The sequence below is a fragment of the Stenotrophomonas sp. STEN083 genome, assembly GCF_056759195.1.
The window spans coordinates 1-19,941 of record NZ_JBRRCU010000071.1; the positions used below are offsets into that span (position 1 = coordinate 1).

The 19,941-nt window shown below is 62.6% G+C and carries 20 protein-coding genes; 12 read left to right on the forward strand and 8 right to left on the reverse strand.

Features of this window, described 5'->3' with window-relative positions; genetic code table 11:
• Positions 1-104: 104 nt before the first annotated feature.
• Positions 105-1,361: a DEAD/DEAH box helicase gene (locus ACVOK8_RS16615; protein WP_481567791.1), complete on the reverse strand. Its 1,257-nt coding sequence runs from the start codon at positions 1,359-1,361 to the stop codon at positions 105-107.
• A 41-nt stretch (positions 1,362-1,402) separates the two neighbouring features.
• Positions 1,403-2,182 carry a polysaccharide deacetylase family protein gene (locus ACVOK8_RS16620; protein ID WP_481567792.1) on the reverse strand — a complete coding sequence of 260 codons (780 nt, stop codon included), beginning with the start codon at positions 2,180-2,182 and terminating at the stop codon, positions 1,403-1,405.
• Positions 2,183-2,242: 60 nt separating this feature from the next.
• On the opposite strand from ACVOK8_RS16620, the gene grxD reads away from it, so the two are divergent.
• Positions 2,243-3,169 (forward strand): Grx4 family monothiol glutaredoxin, encoded by a 927-nt coding sequence (gene grxD / locus ACVOK8_RS16625; protein WP_481536897.1) that lies wholly within the window; start codon positions 2,243-2,245, stop codon positions 3,167-3,169.
• Positions 3,170-3,497: 328 nt separating this feature from the next.
• On the opposite strand, the gene ACVOK8_RS16630 is transcribed toward grxD, so the two are convergent.
• Entirely contained in the window at positions 3,498-4,037 is a 540-nt protein-coding gene (locus tag ACVOK8_RS16630; RefSeq protein WP_481567793.1) for a DUF924 family protein, read from the reverse strand.
• 249 nt (positions 4,038-4,286) lie between these two features.
• Here ACVOK8_RS16630 and ACVOK8_RS16635 point away from each other — a divergent pair, with 249 nt between their 5' ends.
• From ACVOK8_RS16635 to ACVOK8_RS16645, 3 genes are all read left to right on the forward strand, one after another.
• A complete protein-coding gene (locus tag ACVOK8_RS16635; RefSeq protein ID WP_481567794.1) occupies positions 4,287-5,231 on the forward strand; it encodes a DegV family protein in 945 nt (314 codons plus the stop codon).
• 84 nt (positions 5,232-5,315) lie between these two features.
• Positions 5,316-5,654: a hypothetical protein gene (locus ACVOK8_RS16640; protein WP_481556180.1), complete on the forward strand. Its 339-nt coding sequence runs from the start codon at positions 5,316-5,318 to the stop codon at positions 5,652-5,654.
• A 3-nt stretch (positions 5,655-5,657) separates the two neighbouring features.
• A complete protein-coding gene (locus ACVOK8_RS16645; RefSeq protein WP_481567795.1) occupies positions 5,658-6,335 on the forward strand; it encodes a Dph6-related ATP pyrophosphatase in 678 nt (225 codons plus the stop codon).
• Between the two features lie 140 nt (positions 6,336-6,475).
• Here ACVOK8_RS16645 and ACVOK8_RS16650 read toward each other — a convergent pair whose 3' ends face one another.
• Positions 6,476-7,894 carry a GGDEF domain-containing protein gene (locus tag ACVOK8_RS16650; protein WP_481567796.1) on the reverse strand — a complete coding sequence of 473 codons (1,419 nt, stop codon included), beginning with the start codon at positions 7,892-7,894 and terminating at the stop codon, positions 6,476-6,478.
• A gap of 369 nt (positions 7,895-8,263) precedes the next feature.
• On the opposite strand from ACVOK8_RS16650, the gene ACVOK8_RS16655 reads away from it, so the two are divergent.
• Positions 8,264-9,076: a hypothetical protein gene (locus ACVOK8_RS16655; RefSeq protein WP_481567797.1), complete on the forward strand. Its 813-nt coding sequence runs from the start codon at positions 8,264-8,266 to the stop codon at positions 9,074-9,076.
• A 63-nt stretch (positions 9,077-9,139) separates the two neighbouring features.
• On the opposite strand, the gene fghA is transcribed toward ACVOK8_RS16655, so the two are convergent.
• The 4 genes from fghA to ACVOK8_RS16675 all read right to left on the reverse strand — a co-directional run bounded on the left by fghA (position 9,140) and on the right by ACVOK8_RS16675 (position 12,207).
• Positions 9,140-9,967 (reverse strand): S-formylglutathione hydrolase, encoded by an 828-nt coding sequence (gene fghA / locus ACVOK8_RS16660; RefSeq protein ID WP_481567798.1) that lies wholly within the window; start codon positions 9,965-9,967, stop codon positions 9,140-9,142.
• 94 nt (positions 9,968-10,061) lie between these two features.
• Complete coding sequence (locus tag ACVOK8_RS16665; protein WP_481567799.1) at positions 10,062-11,171, reverse strand: S-(hydroxymethyl)glutathione dehydrogenase/class III alcohol dehydrogenase; 1,110 nt, start codon at positions 11,169-11,171, stop codon at positions 10,062-10,064.
• Positions 11,172-11,220: 49 nt separating this feature from the next.
• Positions 11,221-11,496, reverse strand: coding sequence for a metal/formaldehyde-sensitive transcriptional repressor (locus ACVOK8_RS16670; RefSeq protein ID WP_282268719.1), 276 nt, complete (start codon positions 11,494-11,496; stop codon positions 11,221-11,223).
• Between the two features lie 126 nt (positions 11,497-11,622).
• Complete coding sequence (locus ACVOK8_RS16675; RefSeq protein ID WP_481567800.1) at positions 11,623-12,207, reverse strand: TetR/AcrR family transcriptional regulator; 585 nt, start codon at positions 12,205-12,207, stop codon at positions 11,623-11,625.
• 133 nt (positions 12,208-12,340) lie between these two features.
• Here ACVOK8_RS16675 and ACVOK8_RS16680 point away from each other — a divergent pair, with 133 nt between their 5' ends.
• The 7 genes from ACVOK8_RS16680 to ACVOK8_RS16710 all read left to right on the forward strand — a co-directional run bounded on the left by ACVOK8_RS16680 (position 12,341) and on the right by ACVOK8_RS16710 (position 19,830).
• Positions 12,341-13,546, forward strand: coding sequence for an MFS transporter (locus tag ACVOK8_RS16680; protein ID WP_481567801.1), 1,206 nt, complete (start codon positions 12,341-12,343; stop codon positions 13,544-13,546).
• A gap of 33 nt (positions 13,547-13,579) precedes the next feature.
• Positions 13,580-14,779, forward strand: a complete 1,200-nt coding sequence (locus ACVOK8_RS16685; RefSeq protein ID WP_481567802.1) for an MFS transporter — start codon at positions 13,580-13,582, stop codon at positions 14,777-14,779.
• A gap of 126 nt (positions 14,780-14,905) precedes the next feature.
• Positions 14,906-15,922: a helix-turn-helix domain-containing protein gene (locus tag ACVOK8_RS16690; protein ID WP_481567803.1), complete on the forward strand. Its 1,017-nt coding sequence runs from the start codon at positions 14,906-14,908 to the stop codon at positions 15,920-15,922.
• 90 nt (positions 15,923-16,012) lie between these two features.
• Positions 16,013-16,912 (forward strand): type 1 glutamine amidotransferase domain-containing protein, encoded by a 900-nt coding sequence (locus tag ACVOK8_RS16695; RefSeq protein ID WP_481567804.1) that lies wholly within the window; start codon positions 16,013-16,015, stop codon positions 16,910-16,912.
• A gap of 71 nt (positions 16,913-16,983) precedes the next feature.
• Positions 16,984-17,433 (forward strand): nuclear transport factor 2 family protein, encoded by a 450-nt coding sequence (locus tag ACVOK8_RS16700; RefSeq protein WP_481567805.1) that lies wholly within the window; start codon positions 16,984-16,986, stop codon positions 17,431-17,433.
• A 354-nt stretch (positions 17,434-17,787) separates the two neighbouring features.
• The gene (locus tag ACVOK8_RS16705) at positions 17,788-18,606 is read left to right on the forward strand and encodes an alpha/beta fold hydrolase (RefSeq protein WP_481567806.1); all 819 of its coding nucleotides are present in this window, start codon (positions 17,788-17,790) and stop codon (positions 18,604-18,606) included.
• 135 nt (positions 18,607-18,741) lie between these two features.
• A complete protein-coding gene (locus ACVOK8_RS16710) occupies positions 18,742-19,830 on the forward strand; it encodes a serine hydrolase domain-containing protein (RefSeq protein WP_481567807.1) in 1,089 nt (362 codons plus the stop codon).
• The last annotated feature ends 111 nt before the right edge of the window (positions 19,831-19,941 follow it).

Sequence of the window (19,941 nt, forward strand, 5' to 3'; positions counted from 1 at the left end):
GGGTTTGGCGCCCCCCGCCTGCGGGCGATGGTTCCTTCCCGCTTAGCGCGTCGGCGCTCGGTGGGCCCCCACTACAGATAACGTCCCAGCCAACTGTGGTCCAGTCAGGACCCGGCTTTTTCCGCCGCAGCCGCCCGCGCACGGTCTTTCTTGCTCGGCCTGCGCCCCTTGATACCGCCGTTGTCGTCGGCAACCACGCTGGCCACCGGCGCTGCCTGCGTGGGCTCAAAGCCCTCGATCACTTCGGTCGTGCTCTGCAGCCCATGGCGTTTGCAGATCAGGCGCCAATGCGCCATCGCCGCCGAATCGACAAAACTCAGCGCCAGCCCCTTCTCCCCTGCCCGCCCGGTGCGGCCGATGCGGTGCAGGTAGTCCGCGGGCGCACGCGGCAGGTCGTAATTCACCACCACCGGCAAACGGGTGATATCGATGCCGCGCGCAGCCAGGTCGGTCGCGACCAGCACCCGCGTTTCACCATCCTTGAAATCCTGCAGCATGCGGAAGCGTCGCCCCTGCGACAGTTCGCCGTGCAACGCCTGCGCATTGATCCCAGCCTTGCGCAGCAGACTGGCCAAGCGGTCACCGTCACGGATGCTGCCGACAAAGACCAATACCTGCTGCCATTGTGGATCTTCCAGCAAGGACAGCAGCAACTCGGCACGCCGGGCGCTATCGACATGGATGGCGCGCTGCTCGATATCCGGCGCCGATTGCTCGCCGATTTCCAGCCGCTGCGGCTCATGCAGGCCCGCTGCAGCCAAGGCCTGGATATCAGCCGCAAACGTGGCCGAGAACAAGGCGGTCTGCCGCTTCACCGGCAACTCCACCAGGATCTGCCGCAGCTCATCGCCGAAGCCCAGCTCCAGCAGACGGTCGGCTTCATCCAGCACCAGCAGCTGCACCTGCTTCAATGACAGGGCGTTATGCGCCAGCAGATCCAACAAGCGTCCAGGGGTGGCCACGACGATGTCGGCACCACCGCGCAGCGACATCATCTGCGGATTGATCGACACACCGCCGACCGCACAGACCAGATGCGGGCGACGCGGCAACTCGCGGCCCAGGGTGGTGAATACATCGCTGACCTGCAGGGCGAGTTCGCGGGTCGGCACCAGGATCAGCTGGGCCAGCACGCGCGGCTTGCGTGGCGTTGCCATGAAGAAGCGTTGCAGCGCCGGCAGCACGTAAGCGGCCGTCTTGCCTGAACCGGTAGGCGCCAGTGCGATCACATCACGGCCCTTCAACAGCAAGGGCACGGCCTGCTGCTGGACCGGCGTTGGCGCCAGATAACCGGCCTGCTGCAAGGCCTGCTGCAATGCAGGCAGCACGTAAGGAGACAGGCCGAGTTGGGAGAAAGGCATGGTGCGGTTCCAGAACGCCGCGCGATGGCGGGGAGGCGAGTCTACGCTGTTGTGTGTGGCAGGCGGGCACGCAGGCCACGGGCATCCAGCTGCTGCAGCACGGCTTCGATGATGGCCAGGTTGTGGCCGTGTGCGGCACCTTCATGCAGCAGGACGATGGCGCCAGGCGCCAGATCCGGTGCAATCCGTGCGACCACACCCTCCGGCGTGCAGTTCACGCCGTCGTAGCCACGCGCGCTCCAGCCAATCCGCACCAGCCCATGCCGCTTGAGCGCCACAGCCACGAATGGATTGGTCATGCCAACCACCGAGCGATACCAGCGTGGTGGCGCCCCGGCGATGGCGGTCAGCGCCTGCTGGCAATGGCCGATTTCACGTGCCATCTGCACCGGACCCAGCGCCCAGAAGCGCGCCTGCGGGTGTGAATGGCTGTGATTGCCAAGGTCATGGCCACGCCGCAGCACCTCGTGCACCAGCTCCGGGCGGGCCTGCGCGCGCTCGCCGACCATGAAAAAAGTGGCCTTGGCGTCGTGCCGATCGAGCAGATCGAGCACCGCCAACGTCTCCGCTGACGGGCCGTCATCAATTGTCAGCCACACGTCCTGGCCGGGCGCGCGACTGGTCACCGGCGCGTAAAAGCGGCTGTTGGGGAGGAATACCGGTACTACGAACAGCGCGTGACTGAGCAGCAGCAAGGGCAAACCCCACATCCAGCCCAGCCACCACCACAGCAGTGCAACCAGCAATTGCGAGACAAGCAGCCAGGGCAGCCAACGCCAGGGGTGTACGGGAATGCGATGCAGGGTTTCCGGGGCAGTCATTCCCTATGATGCCATGCAGCGTAGAATCAGCTGGTCTACGACCACTAATACGAGTTCACGATGTCCCTGGACCCTGCCCTGCGTTCGCGCATTGAATCCATCCTCGGCGCCGACCGCGTCGTCCTGTTCATGAAGGGCCAGCCGACCATGCCGCAGTGCGGCTTCTCGGCCAAGGCTGTTGGCGCGCTGCAGGACCTGGGCGTGCAGTTCGGCCACGTCAACGTGCTGGCCGACCAGGAAATCCGTGAAGGCATCAAGGCCTACGGCGACTGGCCGACCATTCCTCAGCTGTACGTGGACGGCGAGCTGATCGGCGGCAGCGACATCATCCTGCAGATGGCCAGCAGCGGCGAACTCAGCAGCCTGCTCGGCCTGGCTGCGCCGGACCGCACCCCGCCGTCGATCACCGTCACCCCGGCCGCCGTTGAAATGCTCAAGGGCGCACTGGCCGACTCGCCCGGCGCTGCCCTGCAGCTGAGCATCGACGCCAGCTTCCAGCCGAACTTCCAGCTGGCCCCGTTCGACGACAATGCCATCGCTGCCGAATCCAACGGCCTGCGCGTGCAGTTCGATTCCTCCAGCGCGCGTCGCGCCGACGGCATCACCATCGACTGGGTCGACGACATCCGCGGCCAGGGTTTGGCGATCAACAACCCGAACGCACCCAAGCCGGTGCAGGATCTGGACGTGCGCAGCGCCGACGACCAGCTGCGTGCCGGTGCCATCACCGTGGTCGACGTGCGTCCGGCTGACGAACGCGCCATCGCCGCGATCAACGGCAGCTTCGAAACCTTCGACGGCGACAACCGCGCCAAGCTCGAAGCCCTGCCCAAGGACACCGCACTGGCGTTCCTGTGCCACCGTGGCGGCCGCAGCGCACAGGCTGCAGCGCAGTTCCTGGCGCTGGGCTTCACCAATGTTTTCAACATCACCGGCGGCATCGATGCCTGGTCGGAGAACGTGGACAACAGCGTTCCGAAGTACTGATCGGAACGCGCTGTAGCAGCACAAAAACGCCGGCCTAGCCGGCGTTTTTTTGTTCCTGTGTTGAAAACCGCAGCAACGACAGTCTGACTGGCAACCTTGTAGGAGCGGCGTCAGTCGCGAAGCCGATACATTTTCAGGTGGCAGATGTGCCAAGCACTTCAGCTATCTCAGCTTCGCGGCTGACGCTGCTCCTACATCCAAACCAAAAGCATGCAGCCTGTGCCTTTTTTTGAGCCCTGCACTGCATGCGCACCACGATGATCAGTGCTTAACGGACAGGCGCATATCCAACAACACCATCAGCAACACACCAGTCGCTCCCGCGCACTCAACCAGCAAAGCCACCTTCAGCAAGGAAGTGCAGCTCTTCCGCAGTCGGAATACGCCCGAGCACTGCGTTGCGGTGCGGGAAGCGACCAAAGCGACGAATGACATCACGATGTACTTCGGCGTACTTCAGGTACTCCAGGTCACCGAGCACCTCGAACATCGCTACCGCGCGCTCCTGGTCCTGCGGATCCTCGGAGTGCTCGAACGGCAGGTAGATGAAAGCCCGCAGCTTGAGTGGCAGTTCGCGGTCCCAACCTTCCTCGATGGTGCGGGTAGCGTAATGCCGGGCCAGCCCGTCGGTAGCGTAAGAGTGTGCAGTGCCACGGAAGCAGTTGCGCGGGAACTGGTCCAGCAGGACCTGCAGCGCCAACGCGCCCTCGGCATTCTCCAGCCAGTCCTCACAGCCGCGCCGGGCAGCCTGGTAGTGCAGGTCCAGGAAGCGCTCCCGGAACCCGAAGTCAAAGGCCTCATCACGCACAAACCAACGCTGCGGACCAGCCGCGCGCCAGAACTCAACTACCGAACTTGCAGTTTCCATTACTGATCCCTAGTTCACCGCCTACCCTCAGACGGTGACACTTCCCACCGATGTCGTCGCATCCGGGGACAGGGCCTCAGTTGCTTGGCAGTAGCTTAATAGGCTACCCCTGCCGATGAAATGAGGAAAAGGTGAAAAAACCTACCCGGGATTGCGACGGCGTCCGCACAAACCACCAACTCCGTCCTAGGTTTTGAGATAGGGTTCCTATCTTTCGTGACTGTTACGACCCTTGGGGGATACAACCGCATGCGCATAGGAATAGTGGTCGACTCGGCCTGCGACCTACCCAAGGGCTATCTTCAGCAGAACAATATCGTGCTGCTCCCGATCAGCGTACGGATCGGCGACACGGTGCTCCCCGACCACCGCGACGAGGAATCCACCCTGGCCTTCCTGCAGGGCCCGCTGAGTGAGCGCAGCGCCGAGGCGGAGACCATCCCCTATAGCGCCGAGCAGATCCGCGACCTGTTCCTCAGCCATCTGGTTACAGATTTCGACCAGGTCTTCTGCATGACCATCACCCGCACCCGCAGCCCCATCCATGACAACGCGGTGCAGGCCGGCTACAGCATCCTCAACGAGTACAAACCCATCCGGCAGGCGGCTGGTTACAACTCACCGTTCAGCCTGCGCGTCATCGATACCCAGAATCTGTTCGCCGCACAGGCGGTGAGCGCGGTGGAAGCGGTACGCCTGCGCGACAGCGGTGCCACCGTCCCGCAGATGCGCGAACGGCTGGAGCTGGTGGCCAGCAACGTGCACGGCTACATGGTCACCCGCGACCTCTACTACCTGCGCGCCCGCGCCCGCCACAAGGGCGACCGCAGCGTAGGCCTGCTCAGCGTCGCCCTGGGCAGCGCGCTGGACATCAAACCCGTCTTGCATGGCTACCGTGGCAATACCGAGCCGGTGGCCAAGATCAAGGGCTTCGACCCGGCAGTGGAGGCCTTGTTCGACTTTGTCGGCAGGCGCGTGGTGCACGGCCTGATCACCCCGACGGTATGCGTCAGTTACGGTGGCCCGCTGGACGATCTGCGCGCCCTGCCCGGCTACCGGCAGCTGCGCGACACCTGCGATCAGCACGGCGTCGCCCTGCTGGAAGCGGTGATGAGCCTGACCGGCATGGTCAACGTCGGCAAGGGCGCGGTGACGATTGGCTTTGCCGATGAACCGCATACCTTCGGCAGCTGATCCAATCTCGTAGCCTGGCCATACGTTCTGGACAATATCTCTACAACTGACGCGCTAGTCTGCTGTTCCAAAAGGAGGCCCCCAATGACCGTGCACTACTCCATCTCGCTCCCTGATCCCGCCAAGGCCCGCGGCAGCGATCCGCGCCTGTCATTCACCGCCAGTGGCGCCGACGCCTTCGCCGAGCAGCTGCAGGCAGCCCTGCGCACGCCAGAGTTGTTCGAGCGCTGGAAGGCCACCCAGGACGAACCCGAAGATGTCGACCCGGGTCTGGGCGCAACGGATCCGGCCGCCACGGTCACCGGCAAGCAGTCCGATCTGCGCATCGACCTGGTCGCCAGCACCAGCCTGCCCGGTGATCTGTTCAAGCAGCGCCTGCGCATGTTGGCCGGCAGCCATTGGGAACTGCGCGATGTGCGCTGAGTGGTGAGAACTCCGGTACTGCTGTCCTGGAGCGGCGGCAAGGATGCCGCTTGGGCACTGCACGAACTCCAGCAACGCGATGGCATCGAGGTTGTCGCGTTGCTGAGCACGCTGACCGAAGGCTATGACCGCTCCTCGATGCAGGGCGTACGCCGCGAAGTATTGCTGGCCCAGGCAGACGCTGCCGGGTTGCCGCTGCTGGAAAGCTGGATACCGCAGGTCTGCGACAACGCCGTGTATCTGCAGCGCATGACAGCAACGCTGGACGAAGCACAGCAGCGCTGGCCCGGCCTTGCGACCATCGCCTTCGGTGACCTCTTGCTGGAGGACATCCGGCTATGGCGCGAACAGCAGTATGCGGCGCAAAGCTGGGAAACCCTGTTCCCACTATTTGGCCGCGACACTGCTGCGCTGGCGCGACAGATGATTGCGGATGGCCTGCGCGCGCAGCTGTGCTGCGTGGACAGCGAACGACTGGATGCCGGTTTTGCGGGTCGAGCATTCGATCAAGCATTGCTGGATGCATTACCGGCAAGCATCGATGCCTGCGGCGAGAACGGCGAGTTCCACACCTGCGTCAGCGCAGGGCCCATGTTCCGCGCGCCATTAAGCCTTGAACAAGGCGACACAGTGCTACGCGAAGGCCGCTACGCCTATACGGATTTCACCTTACAGTCGTAGGAGCGGCGTGAGCCGCGAAGCCACGATAGAAAGAACAACAGCGCCTCGTGCAATCGCAGCGTCGCTCCCACCTTCAGGTGTACCAGCTTCGCGGCTCACGCCGCTCCTACGGCCAAGCTAGGCATCGCACAGGACTGCTGTCAGAAGCCCACCACCGCATCGTCCCGTACCGACACGCGGTTCCTGCCGCCACGCTTTGCCGCATACAACGCTCTATCGGCATCATCCAGAAGCTGCGTCGTAGGCACCTTGGCTGAAGACTGCAAGAAAGCCACACCAACGCTGATACTGACCGCTCCCTCCGGTAACACAAGTGTTTCAACGGCCAGCCGCAGCTTCTCCGCGAGAGCGATCGCATCTTCCCTTCCACAGTCCGGCACGATCACCGCGAACTCTTCCCCGCCATAACGCGCCAGACAATCGCCCGCCCGCCGGACATTGGCCTGCAGCCGTGCCGCAACAGCCTGCAGGCAACGATCACCGGCCGGGTGGCCGTGCGCATCATTGAATGCCTTGAAGTGATCGATATCTACCAGCAGCAGACCCAAGCCGGCGCCACTGCGATGCACGCGACTGGCCTCGGTCTGCAGGACCGCGTCGAATTGACGGCGGTTGGCCACGCCGGTCAGACCATCCCGCCTTGCCAGCTGGTCCAATGCGGCCTGTCCCTCCAGCAGGTCGATCTGCAGCAGCGTGCTGCGCAGGCTGAAGCCAATGGTGGCAACCACGAAACCGGCCACAGCCAGTGTCCGCGCATGGTCCACCACCAAGGTGCCCACCACCAGCAGCAACAGAGGCAGGATCATCGGGCCGCCAGCCTGTACCAACCGCGCCAGCCGCGGGTCCGGCACGAAGACCGGAGCCGATACCTTGCGTACGGCCAGCAATATCAACAGGAGAAATGGCAGATCGATCAGCAGATCGTTGTATGCACCGAAGGAATCTTCCGACGCAAAGTGATTGATGTACCCGGCCACCAGCAGATACGCCAAGGCATACAGCGCCAGCGCACGGAAAAAACCGCGCCACTCCGGCACATCACCGGCCAGCCAGCGCACTGTAGCGAAGCTGGCAATGCACAGGTTCTGGATATCAAACATGTAGCGCATGTTGCGCATCGCCTGTTCGTCAACATCAACGCGGTCGGCGAAGAAGCCGGTATGCACGAAGAACAGCACGCCCAACAGCGCCGCCATCGCCGCATCGATCAGACTGATGCTGGCGCGCTCGCGCCGTGCGCGGGCAAGGATGAACACCAGCGGCACGGCATAAAGCACATACAACAACATGCTGGCCCGAGGCGTGATGTCGGCACGGCCGGCCCCAAGTGCATCGACCAGATTGAGGGCCATGCCCCCGGCCCATAGCAGCATCGCCAGCGCCGTCGCGTACCAACCCAATGCCGCCCTATCCTGCCGAGCACGCCAAACGCAGCTGCAGGCAGCAAGTAGCGGCGCTGCCACCAGGAAGATGAAGGAACCAATGCCGGCTGGCCCCGCCCCAACAGCAAGGACCAGGCCATGGCAGAGGATGAACAGCAGGACCAGCACTAACGGCATGGATTCCCTATCAAGCAGGCGCTATGCCCGCACGATAGCGCGACGGCCACTTCGACAACGTGACCCACACCCCGCCACGGAAACCAACCCGTAGTGCCGAGCGTGCTCGGCAAGTGCCTTCCAAGCGAAAAGCAAACCCCTCCCCACGCCACCCCTCCCCTTCGCTGCGCGAAAGGGAGGGAGCAGAGCGTAGTGCCGAGCCATGCTCGGCAGGAGCCTCACAGCTGTAGAGCCGAGCCATGCTCGGCAGTGGCCTTACCGGTAACGCCCCAGCCGAGCATGGCTCGGCTCTACCAGAAACGTGCGCCGCACACTGCCTGCGATATGCTCACCAACGCGACGCCAAAACCGCGCATTCTGGGAAGGGACATGGAAACGTTCGCTGCCTATATCATCCTTTTTTACATGCTCAGCGCAGGCTTGGCTGGCGCATCGATACGTTGGCGCACCTTTTCCGACCCAGCCTGGATCGCACCGTCACTACTGCGGCGCAGCCTTGCTTATGCGCTGTGCAACGGGCTGTCCTGCTTCGTGCTGCTGCTACTCCTCATGGGAAGTACCGCCCTGTACGCCTACTGGACAGGACAGACCATCAGCTATCCACGTGACCCGGCGATCAATCTTGCGCTTCTGCTACTGGCGCCGGTTCCGCTGGCCATCTGGTTCACGACGGTATCGCTGGGCTGGCTACGCTCCTCAGCCACCGACACCGCAAGACGCAATGCTGTCCGCTATCGAAGAGACGGGCTTACCCCACCACTGCGCCTGAATCCCGGCACCGCGCTTCCAGTTCAGTTCCGCAGCCAGGACTTCTCCAACATCGATCTCAGCGACGATGAAATGGTCAGGGAGCTGGCCCATACGCACTGGCGGGCAATCAATGACGCAGCTGCCAGTCATGGCGACACCACACCAGCGCTTGCTGCGCGGACACAGCTTCTGGATGCGCACCTGGGATCCCTGCCTGCGCAACAAGCCGAGCGCATCCGAGGCATCTACGAAGCAGCCAGCATGCCCCATGCCGCAGAACTGACACGAATAACAGCGGAGCACAGAAAGCAGCTGGAACAGAGACTGCAACGTCGAACCCTTACCCTGCGCAATATCCGCCGGATCACCTGGCTTTTTATCGCTGCAATCAGTGTCGCGAGCATCCTGCGCTTGATCTGGCTGTTCGCCTGAAGCCAGCGCGCGTAAGCGCGTAGTGCCGAGCCGTGCTCGGCACCACAGAAAAGCGGATAGGGCTCAGCGCATCGCTTTGGCGTGATGCGCGATGTGATCGCCAATAAAGCTGCTGATGAAATAGTAGCTATGGTCATAACCCGGCTGCATGCGCAGTTCCAGCGGATGCCCCGCCGCTTCGCACGCGGCCTGCAACAGCTGCGGGCGCAGCTGGTTCTCAAGGAACTCGTCTGCACCGCCCTGATCGATCAACAACGGCAGCTTTTCCTGCGCATGCGTGACCAGCTCGGTAGCGTCATACGCCTTCCACACCTCGCGGTCCTCACCCAGATACGCAGCAAACGCCTTCTGTCCCCACGGCACCTGCGACGGCGCCACGATCGGCGAGAACGCGGACACGCTGCGGTACCGCCCCGGGTTCTTGAGAGCGATGGTCAAAGCACCATGCCCGCCCATCGAATGCCCGCTGATCGCACGCACATCGCTGGCCGCCGGATCGGCTTCCACCCATGCCGGCAGCTCGTCGACGATGTAGTCGTACATGCGGTAATGCCGCGACCATGGCTCACGGATCGCGTTGACGTAGAAGCCGGCGCCCTTGCCCAGGTCATAACCTTCCGCATCAGCCACCGCTTCGCCGCGCGGGCTGGTATCCGGCGATACCAGGATGATGCCGTGCTCGGCTGCATAGCGCTGTGCGCCGGACTTGGTGATGAAGTTCTGTTCGGTGCAGGTCAAGCCGCTCAGCCAGTACAACACCGGGCACGGGCCGTGCTCCGCCTGCGGCGGCAGGTACACGCCTACCGTCATCTCGCAATCCAATACCTTGGATTCGTGCCGGTAAACGTCCTGCCAGCCGCCGAAGCAGGCGCGGTGTTCGAGTCGTTGCATGGTTTTTGAATTCCTGATGTTGAGTTGCGTGATATTTGCGACTGATAGAACGCCAGCTTCGCGGCTTACGCCGCTACTACAACATGGGCTGTGATCAGTAGTGGATTACCGAGCGGATCGACTTGCCTTCGTGCATCAGGTCGAAGGCTTCGTTGATCTTGTCCAGTTCCATCGTGTGGGTCACGAAGGGGGCCAGCTCGATGTCGCCCTTCATCGCGTCCTCGACCATGCCCGGCAGCTGGCTGCGGCCCTTCACGCCGCCGAACGCGGTGCCCAGCCACTTGCGACCGGTCACCAGCTGGAACGGACGGGTGGAGATCTCCTGGCCCGCACCCGCCACGCCGATGATCACGCTCTGGCCCCAACCACGGTGCGCGCATTCCAGCGCAGCGCGCATCACATTGGTGTTGCCGATGCACTCGAAGCTGTGGTCCACACCCCAACCCGTCATTTCGACGATGACCTGCTGGATCGGCTTGTCGTGCTCCTTCGGATTGACACAGTCGGTGGCACCAAACTGCTTGGCCAGCTCGAACTTGGACGGGTTGGTATCGATGGCGATGATGCGGCCGGCCTTGGCCTGGCGCGCGCCCTGGATGACCGCAAGACCAATGCCGCCCAGTCCGAATACCGCAACGCTGTCGCCTTCGGCCACCTTGGCGGTGTTGTGCACGGCGCCAATGCCGGTGGTGACGCCGCAGCCCAGCAGGCAGACGTGCTCCGGGTTGGCTTCCGGGTTGACCTTGGCCAAAGAGACTTCGGCCACAACGGTGTACTCGGAGAAAGTAGAGCAGCCCATGTAGTGGTAGATCGGCTGCCCGTTGTACGAGAAGCGGCTGGTGCCATCCGGCATCACGCCCTTGCCCTGGGTGGCACGCACCGACGTACACAGATTGGTCTTGCCACTCTTGCAGAACAGGCACTCACCGCACTCGGCGGTGTACAGCGGAATCACGTGATCGCCGGCTTTCACCGAGGTGACGCCCTCGCCCACTTCGACCACGATGCCGGCGCCTTCATGGCCAAGCACGCAGGGGAACAGACCTTCCGGGTCATCACCGGACAGGGTGAAAGCATCGGTATGGCAGACACCGGTATGGGTGATCTTGACCAGCACTTCACCTGCCTTCGGCGGCGCGACATCGATCTCGACGATCTGCAAAGGCTGGCCCGGACCAAAGGCAACGGCGGCACGTGATTTCATGACTTTCTCCTGCGGGAATGACGAAGGACGACGCAAGGCGCCGCCGGAATTATTTGAGATAGGAACGGATCAGGCTGGACATCTCGGCAACGCGTGCGGCGCGCTGCGCATCGGAGCGCGCCGGCTGGCCGAACTCCTCCCGCAGATGCGCCTCCATCACCTCGGACATCAGCCCGTTGACTGCACCGCGGATGGCCGCGATCTGCTGCAGCACCGGATTGCAGTCGGCGCCGGCTTCCAGGGCCCGCTCCAACGCATCGCACTGGCCGCGGATGCGTTTGACCCGGGCCAGGACCTTTTTCTTCTCTTCGGGGGAGTGCGGCATGATGGCGCCCGTATCCTGTACTGGGGGATAGTATATTTACGCAGATGCGCAATTGCCATCCACTGGGCCCACGCAGACCAGCTCAGCCTGCAGCTTCTGCTCAACCACGCGCAGTCAGGAGCATCTCTAGCCACGCGCCAAACCACGCAGCAGCAGCTCCAAGGCGGCCGTGCACTTGCGCAGGCGCACATCGCCATCAGCACCTTCCGCTATCCAGAAAGCGGCCTCGGCCAGACTGCCGTAGATCAGCGACGCCAAGGCCTGCGCGTCCACCTCAGCAACAACACCCTGACGAACCAGGTCCTCGATCAGCCGCTGCATCGAATCCACACAGTGCCGCTGCGAATCCAACGATGCGCCGCCAAGTACCGCGCGTGCGTCGCGCAGCACGATGCGCTGGATCTCCGGCTCAAGCGCCATGTCCAGATATGCCCGGCAGCGCTGCTGGAAGCCCTGCCAGGGATCGGCCGCGGCATTGCTGATGGCCTGCAGTCGAGCGTCTGTTTCTGCATCGATCTGCTCGACCACCGCGGCCAGCAGGCCTTTTTTGTCACCAAAGTGGTGATACAGCGCACCACGGGTAAGCCCCGCCTGTGCGGTCAGCTCGTCCATCGATGTATCCGCATAACCATGCTCGGCGAACACGCGGCGAGCAGTGGCCAATAGCGAGGCGCGGGTTGCCTCCATTTCAACGCGGGTGCGACGGACCAAGGCGAGCTCCTTTCATACGATGCGTATGTTTATTTACATTCATGGCGTATGTATGTAGCCTTTTACATACGCCTTGTATGTATTGTTGCGGCCGGCCACCACCTTGGCAAGCCGCAGCCCTTCGGAGACCCCAATGGCCAACGCCTATCGCGCCCTCTTCGCTGCGCCCGGAAGCTTGGGCTTCGCTCTCGCTGGCCTGCTGGCCCGGCTGCCACTGCCCATGACCGGCATCGGCATCATTACTTTGTTGGCACAGCTGCGTGGCAGCTACGCACTGGCCGGTGCGGTGTCGGCGACCTTCGTTCTGACCTATGCACTGGCTTCCCCCCGGATTTCACGGTGGGTGGATCGGTACGGTCAGGCCAGGGTCTTGCCGTGGGCTTCGGCTGCCAGCGTGGTCGGCATGCTGTTGCTCATCCTTGTCAGCTATTGGCAGGCATCGGATCGGCTGCTGTTTCCCTGCGCTGCCTTGGCCGGATGCATGCCCAGCATGTCGGCGATGGTCCGAGCGCGTTGGACCGCCCTGTATCGCGGACAGCCGCAATTACAGACCGCCTATTCACTGGAAACGGTGTTCGATGAAATGAGCTTCATCGCCGGACCGCCGCTGTCGGTAGGCCTCTGTGTTGCCCTGTTTCCGCAGGCCGGTGTACTGCTGGCGGCACTCCTGCTGGCCATAGGAACCGCTGCGCTTGTACTGCAGCGAGCAACGCAGCCGCAGCCCGAACTGCAGGCCACAGGCGACGCCGCTCAATCGGTACTGGCAATTGCAGACGTACGCCTACTCACCCTGCTGATGGTTGCAATGGGCGTGATCGTTGGAACCATCGACATCACCAGCGTGGCCTTCGCCGAACAGCACGACCAACCAATGGCTGCCAGCATCGTGCTGTCTGCCTATGCGTTGGGCTCCTGCGCAGCAGGCCTCATGTTTGGTGCGCTGAAACTCAAAACCCCTTTGCACCAATTGCTGCTGTGGGGCGGCACCGCGACAGCGCTGACCACACTGCCCTTGCTATTGGTAGCAGACCTGCCAGCGTTTGCAGCAAGCGTGCTGCTGGCGGGCATGTTCTTCGCACCAACGATGATCGTGGTGATGTCGTTGGTCGAGCGCAGCGTGCCGGAGCAACAGCTGACCGAAGGCATGACCTGGCTGCTGGCCGGACTGAATATCGGCGTCGCATCAGGCGCCGCAGCAACCGGGCAACTGGTGGATCTGGCCGGCGCCCAGGCTGGCTTCGCCATCAGCGTTGGTGCTGGTGCTGCAGTGCTGCTGCTGTCGATCTGGATCAGCCGACGCCTACGTCCCTGCCTGCAGCATTCCGCCAACGCTTGTTGACGCTGCCGACACCTCTTCCATCAGGAACAAACCATGCAAACCCAATCCTCCACGGCAGCCGCCGTGGCCCACCCGTGGCTGGCAGTTGTTGCCATAGCCCTGGCAACCTTTTCGGTAGTCACCACCGAGATGCTGCCGGTCGGCTTGCTTACCCCCATCGCCACCGATCTTGGCATTTCAACCGGCACCGCTGGATTGCTGATATCGGCGCCCGCATTGCTGGCCGCACTGTTCGCGCCGCTGGTGGTGATTGCCGCTGGTGGCATCAACCGCCGCTACATTCTCTGTGCGCTGCTGGCCTTGCTGGTGGCGGCCAATGCAGCGTCCGCGATCGCACCGAACATGCAATGGATGCTGGCTGCCCGATTGTTGGTGGGCGTGTGCATGGGTGGGATCTGGGCAATTGCGGGTGGGCTGGCGATGCGATTGGTATCGGCGCAGCGCGTGGGGCTGGCCACCTCGATCATCTTCGGTGGCGTCGCCGCCGCCTCCGTCCTTGGCGTTCCGCTGGGCGCATGGGTCGGTGAGCTGCTTGGATGGCGCAAGGCGTTCGCGGGCATGGCGCTACTTAGTGCCACCGTGCTGCTGCTTCAGTTTGCCGTGATTCCCTCACTGCCAGTCGTAGCGTCGATGCAACTGCGCCACTTCGCAGAACAACTGCGCAATCCACGCGTGCGGCTCGGGCTGGGGGTGACGCTGCTGTTGGTGACCGGCCACTTCGTGGCATTCACGTTTGTCCGGCCACTGCTGGAACTGGTATCTGGCGTGGACGCCTCATGGATCGGCGGGCTGCTGCTTGCCTACGGCGTGGCCGGGATCGGCGGCAATTTCCTGGTGGGGCTGATCGCCTCGCGGCAGGTGTCCAGCACGGTGATGGCCATCGCAGCTGGCTTGCTGGCTACCTCAATCCTGTTTCTCTCCATTGGCGCTGCGCCACTGCAGGGAAGCATGCTGCTGTTGCTCTGGGGGCTTGCCTACGGCGGCGTGTCGGTTGGGCTGATGACATGGATGTTGCAGGCGGCTCCGCGCGCGGTTGAGGTGACCAGTGCCCTGTACGTGGGTGTGTTCAATATAGGCATTGCACTTGGCGCGTGGGGAGGCGGCCTGCTGCTCGACCAGCTTGGCCTGAGCGGCAACCTATGGGCGACGGCTCTGCTCGCCGCCAGCGCGTTGCTGCTGTGCATCGCTGGCGTTGATCGTGGTGGACGTCCCAACGTGGATAGCGGCAATTGAACTCCCAACACGCGGACCCGGCCATCTCGACCCGCCCACCACGACAGGCCGCATCCGCCGATATGCGCTGGCTCGCGCATGACTTCCGCAACTTGACGAAAGATCGGTTTTCTCAATACTTCGCCAATGCTGAGCCAACACTTCCTGTTCTTCTTTGCCATGCTCGGCGCCTTCATTGGCACCGTCCTGGCATCGTTCCTGTGGTGGCGGGCCAAGGGCGAGCCCAGCCAACGCTGGCTGGCACTGCTGATTCTGGTCGTAGGCATGCGTACCGGCAAATCGGTCGCCTATTACTTCTGGCCGGACATTCCCCGGGTGTTCCTGCAACTGGGTTTGACCGCCTGCTTCATGATCGGGCCGTGCCTGTTCTTTTTACTGCGTTCGAGCCTGGCCGGCACTCCCGGTCCACGGCTGGCAGACCGCTGGCACCTCACCGCGTTGCTGGCCATTGTCATCGGGGTAAATGTATTCCTGCCCTACACCAGCCATCCCGAGCTGTGGCTGCATACCATCACCCCGACCATTCAATATGTCTGGCTGGGCTACCTGCTATTGGCCAGTGGACTGCTGTACCGGCACCGCGCCCACCTCACCGGCACCCCCTCTGGCGCGCTGTTGCTCGGAGCCCTGCTCGGTGTGTGGCTGATCTGGGCCGCCTATTTCACTTCCGGCTATACCTCTTACATCGTTGGCGCGCTGTCCTTCACCTTCATCCTGACCGCGAGCGTACTGGTCTATCTGCGCCTGCGTTCCGGCCAGGCACCGATCGAGCCCTACCAGGACCGACGTATTTCCGAAGACGAGGCAGCGCCACAACTGCAGGCCCTGGCCGAGCTGATGGCGCGCGAGCGCCTGCATCTGGACCCGGGGCTGACCCTGCCCCGTCTTGCTCGTCGGCTCGGCATTCCGCAGACCCGGTTGTCGCAGCTGTTGAACGACAACAAGCAGATTTCGTTCAAACAATACCTGGCGCAGTTGCGTGTCATCGAAGCAAAAACACTGTTGCTGCAGCTGCCGCCAAAGCCGCTGGAGCTGGTCGCCGAGGAGGCTGGCTTCCAATCGATGTCCACCTTCCACGCTGCCTTCAAAAAGCTGGAGGGCCTGCCACCGGGGGCGTTCCGCGCAGCTGCCGGCAACTCCTGAAATTGATTCCAGCACTCCGGAAATACACATCAAGACATTGATTTAAAAGGGGAGATATAAGCTGCAGGCTCACCCCAACGAGCCGGCGCCATGCCCTTACATCGACTCCTCAAACCGTTGCTGATCCTGCTGCTATGCGCATGGCAGGGCGGCATTTCCAACGCCGCTGCGAGCGCGGGGCCCGCCATGGAGCGGCCGCTGCCTGACACATCCGTGCACCAGGCCGACAACAAGCAACTTGTCGCCAGCACCAGCCTGGCCGTCCCCAACAGGGCCGGACAACAACGCATCCTGTTCATCCTTGCCAGCAGCAAGGTGCACGGCAGCTCCAACATCCCGGCCAGCATCAGCTTCGGCGAGGTGGTCCATGCATGGGATACGTTCCAGGCCGCTGGCTATGCGGTGGACTTCGTTACCCCTGACGGCGGCGACGTGCCCATCCTCGACCCCTACGTGGGCAAGGAAGTGGAGCCGCGCCTGCAGGACGACCGCATCATGCGCGGCCTGCGCAACACCGCCACACCAGCGCAGGTCGATCCCGGCCTGTACCGCGCCGTCTACTACGTTGGCGGCAGCAACGCCATGTACGGCGTGGCGGAGAACCGCGCCCTGCAGGACATCGCCATGCATGTCTACGAACGCAATGGCGGGGTGGTCTCGGCGGTGTGCCATGGCACGGCCGGAATCGTGAACCTCAAGCTCGCTGACGGCCAAAGCCTGCTCGCCGGCAAGCGCATCACCGGCTATCCCGAAGAACACGAAGACCGCAGTGCCCCCTACTTCAAGGAGTTCCCGTTCCAGATGCGGCAAGCGGTGCAGTCTCGTGGCGGCCTGTTCAACGTCGTGGACAGCAACGACCCCTATATCGAAGTCGACGGCCGGGTGATGACAGGCCAGAACTATCGGTCAGCGGCACCGCTGGCTGCAGCCGTGGTCGATGCGCTGCGCAAGCTCCCAACTCCGCAAACCGGCCAGCTCAGGAGGGACTAAGCAGCGAGAACGCACCCCGACCTCCGTCCATCCCCAGCTACATGAACCACCCAACCACACCCAGGACACCAATGAACACATCGATCCGATCCGCCGTTCTCGCAGCAGCACTGCTCCTGCTTCCCACCTCGCTGATGGCACAGAGCAACGAACGTGCCGAAGTTGATCGCGCCATGCAAACGCTGCTGCGCGGCTTCGAGGCCGGCGACGCCAACCTGCTCACCGGAGTACTCAGGAAAGACGGCGTGGTACTGGGGTACTCATCGACCCGCGGCGCCGTTGTCACGGAAACCACCGAAGAGTGGGCCAAGGGCTTTACCGGCAAGCCTGCCCCAGATGAGGCGCAACGTCATCGCCAATACCAGATTCTGGATGTGACGGACAGCGCGGCCGTGGTCAAGCTCACGCTCGACTATCCGACATGGGACGGCTCGGACTACCTGGCGTTGGCGAAGATCGACGGCAACTGGATGATCGTCAGCAAGTCATGGAGCGGCAAGCGCAAGACACCAGCAACCTGAGCGGCGCGTTGCTGTTTGCTTGAGTTACGTGGTGATGCGCCTGGTGAAAGCCGGGCGCATTGCCTGTGTGGTGTTGGCAAATAACGGGGCGCCAGGCATCGCGTGAGATATCCGCTTCTTGCGCCCACCGCTACACCGCCAATAGGCCGGCGCCCCTGCGCGGCGGGCGCCTTGCCCCCTTTCGCTGATGGGTACAGATGGACGGCCAGCTGACCGCTGGCACGTATGGACCAACATGACTTCCGGCAGGGATGTTCGGTGTTATACCTAACTATAGTATCAACACACCACACGAACACCAACCTGCTCGGTCGACCATGCCGGGCCCAGCAACATCAGCATCCAGGGGATCAAATGACGACAGGCAGATTGAAGGTGTGGATGTTGGCAGCGCTGATGGCTGCTGCCAGCAGCGCCCAGGCCAGTGAAGTTTCGGTGGACCGCGGCGCCTACCAGCTGAGCGCCGAGCAGTCGGGAACCGGGCCGGTCAAGGTGGTTTTCGAGTCGGGCTTCGGCCAGGGTAAAGACACATGGAAGGATGTGATCACTGCGCTTGGCTCCGGCTATCACTGCATCACTTATTCCCGCGCGGGGCTTGGCAAGTCGACCAGCGATGGCAAGCCCAAGGACATCGACGCTCACCTCATTGACCTCGGCGCCGTGATCGACGAACTGGCCACTGGACAGAAGCTGGTCCTGGTCGGGCATTCGTATGGTGGATTGCTGGTCACCGAGTTCGCACGTCGCCACCCGCGACAACTGCAGGCACTGGTGCTCGTTGACCCGGCAACGCTCGGCCAGCGACACGCCTTCAAGCAGACCGATGCAGCGCGTGTACTGGCCGATGATGCCACTCTGCTTGGCATGCTGCCGCCGTCCATGGCCGCCGACTATCAGGCATTGATCACCCAATTGGACGCGGCTACCGCGCAGACGCCACCCGCCATGCCGGATGTTCCGGTTGCGCTGCTTACTGCATCGCAGGTCGCCGCCGAGCCATTCGTTCTCGAGGAAACAGCTGCCGGCAAAGCGCTGTGGAAAGCGCAGCACGCTGCATTGTTCAGTGCCTTCAACCGCGGCTTTCATCGCTACTTCGTCACCGGCCACAACATTCATCGCGAGAACCCGGCAGCGGTTGCCGACGCTATCAAGGACATTGCAGGCAAGCATTGAGCTGCGTGCTCCGTGGCAGTGCTATCAACACGGGGCGAAACACGGGCAACTCCCCACCATCACCATCACGCACCCGCTGCTGATCGTTGCGCCGTGCCGCCAACGACCTTGAATTACCGAAGAGACGCGAACGAAATGAAGAGACTGGCTACCTTGTTGATGATTCTTCCGGCCGTGGCGCTTCCACTGTTGGCGCAGTCCGAAACGCGATCGTCACAAGCTGCGGCTGCGGAAGTGCATGCGGAGAGGCTTGATGACTTCATCAACCATGTCGAGGACCACAATGGCGGCATTGGCAGCCTATCCATCTTCAAGGACGGCCATGAGGTTTATGCCAGGAGCTTCGGACAACAGCACCTGCCTGGAATTGCACATGACGTTGACAGCAAGTACCAGATCGCTTCCGTGACCAAGATGGTGACGGCGATCCTGGCGCTCAAGCTGATCGAGGACGGTCGCCTGCGCCTGGATGACAGACTATCCAGTTTTTTCCCGGATCTGCCTTCCTCACAGACGATAGGCATCGGCAACTTGCTGGAGCACACCAGCGGCTATGGCAACTTCGCGATCAGAAATGGCCAAGTGTGGGTAGTTGATCCGCTAAGCCAGAACGAAATCCTGCAGGAAATACGAACCCAAGGGATTGCATTCGAACCTGGCGAACGCGTTGCCTACTCCAACTCCGCCTACTTCGTGCTGCGGATGATCATCGAGCAGGTAGATGGGCGCGACTACCACGACATCGTCGCACAGGAAATCGCAGCACCTCTTGGCCTGCGCAACTTCGCATCCACACGCTCCCATTCCGGCAACACCTTCAAATCCTATGCATTCGCCGGGCTATGGCGGGAAATCAAGGATATCGATTACTCCAACGTGATCGGCGTTGGCGACATCGCAGCCACCACACACGACCTGAATGTGCTGATCACCGCGCTGTTCGAGCACAAGCTGCTGCGCAGTGAGAGCGTGGAACAGATGAAGCCGCGGCCGGCTGGCAGCGGTTGGGGGCGAGGACTGGCCGAGTTCAACTACGGCGGGAATCACTTTCTAGGTCACGGCGGCGACGCTCTAGGCTCCCACACGCGCGTGATCTACAACCCGAACGATGGAGTAGCGATCGCGTACTCCACCAACGGCGAACGCATCCCGACCAACGAATTTCTGCAGGCAATCGTTGATCTTGTCTACGGTCGCGAGGCGATGTTGCCGGTGATCAAGTAGACGGGGAAACCGGGGTCGGAAACTGGGGGCAGCGGAAACTGGGGTGAGCGGTGGGGTTTTGGGCGCCAACCCCCCAAGACCCCCCGGATTTTTGGCCCCGGGTTTTCATTG

What these genes read in the sequence shown, in the direction of transcription:
- ACVOK8_RS16670 (WP_282268719.1), bottom strand. Translation starts at nt 11,496, where the DNA reads ATGCCGCACTCCCCCGAAGAGAAGAAAAAGGTCCTGGCCCGGGTCAAA.
- ACVOK8_RS16630 (WP_481567793.1), bottom strand. Translation starts at nt 4,037, where the DNA reads ATGGAAACTGCAAGTTCGGTAGTTGAGTTCTGGCGCGCGGCTGGTCCG.
- ACVOK8_RS16655 (WP_481567797.1), top strand. Translation starts at nt 8,264, where the DNA reads ATGGAAACGTTCGCTGCCTATATCATCCTTTTTTACATGCTCAGCGCA.
- ACVOK8_RS16650 (WP_481567796.1), bottom strand. Translation starts at nt 7,894, where the DNA reads ATGCCGTTAGTGCTGGTCCTGCTGTTCATCCTCTGCCATGGCCTGGTC.
- ACVOK8_RS16685 (WP_481567802.1), top strand. Translation starts at nt 13,580, where the DNA reads ATGCAAACCCAATCCTCCACGGCAGCCGCCGTGGCCCACCCGTGGCTG.
- ACVOK8_RS16700 (WP_481567805.1), top strand. Translation starts at nt 16,984, where the DNA reads ATGAACACATCGATCCGATCCGCCGTTCTCGCAGCAGCACTGCTCCTG.
- ACVOK8_RS16640 (WP_481556180.1), top strand. Translation starts at nt 5,316, where the DNA reads ATGACCGTGCACTACTCCATCTCGCTCCCTGATCCCGCCAAGGCCCGC.
- ACVOK8_RS16710 (WP_481567807.1), top strand. Translation starts at nt 18,742, where the DNA reads ATGAAGAGACTGGCTACCTTGTTGATGATTCTTCCGGCCGTGGCGCTT.
- ACVOK8_RS16620 (WP_481567792.1), bottom strand. Translation starts at nt 2,182, where the DNA reads ATGACTGCCCCGGAAACCCTGCATCGCATTCCCGTACACCCCTGGCGT.
- ACVOK8_RS16695 (WP_481567804.1), top strand. Translation starts at nt 16,013, where the DNA reads ATGCCCTTACATCGACTCCTCAAACCGTTGCTGATCCTGCTGCTATGC.
- ACVOK8_RS16690 (WP_481567803.1), top strand. Translation starts at nt 14,906, where the DNA reads ATGCTGAGCCAACACTTCCTGTTCTTCTTTGCCATGCTCGGCGCCTTC.
- ACVOK8_RS16615 (WP_481567791.1), bottom strand. Translation starts at nt 1,361, where the DNA reads ATGCCTTTCTCCCAACTCGGCCTGTCTCCTTACGTGCTGCCTGCATTG.
- ACVOK8_RS16705 (WP_481567806.1), top strand. Translation starts at nt 17,788, where the DNA reads ATGACGACAGGCAGATTGAAGGTGTGGATGTTGGCAGCGCTGATGGCT.
- grxD (WP_481536897.1), top strand. Translation starts at nt 2,243, where the DNA reads ATGTCCCTGGACCCTGCCCTGCGTTCGCGCATTGAATCCATCCTCGGC.
- ACVOK8_RS16635 (WP_481567794.1), top strand. Translation starts at nt 4,287, where the DNA reads ATGCGCATAGGAATAGTGGTCGACTCGGCCTGCGACCTACCCAAGGGC.
- ACVOK8_RS16665 (WP_481567799.1), bottom strand. Translation starts at nt 11,171, where the DNA reads ATGAAATCACGTGCCGCCGTTGCCTTTGGTCCGGGCCAGCCTTTGCAG.
- fghA (WP_481567798.1), bottom strand. Translation starts at nt 9,967, where the DNA reads ATGCAACGACTCGAACACCGCGCCTGCTTCGGCGGCTGGCAGGACGTT.
- ACVOK8_RS16680 (WP_481567801.1), top strand. Translation starts at nt 12,341, where the DNA reads ATGGCCAACGCCTATCGCGCCCTCTTCGCTGCGCCCGGAAGCTTGGGC.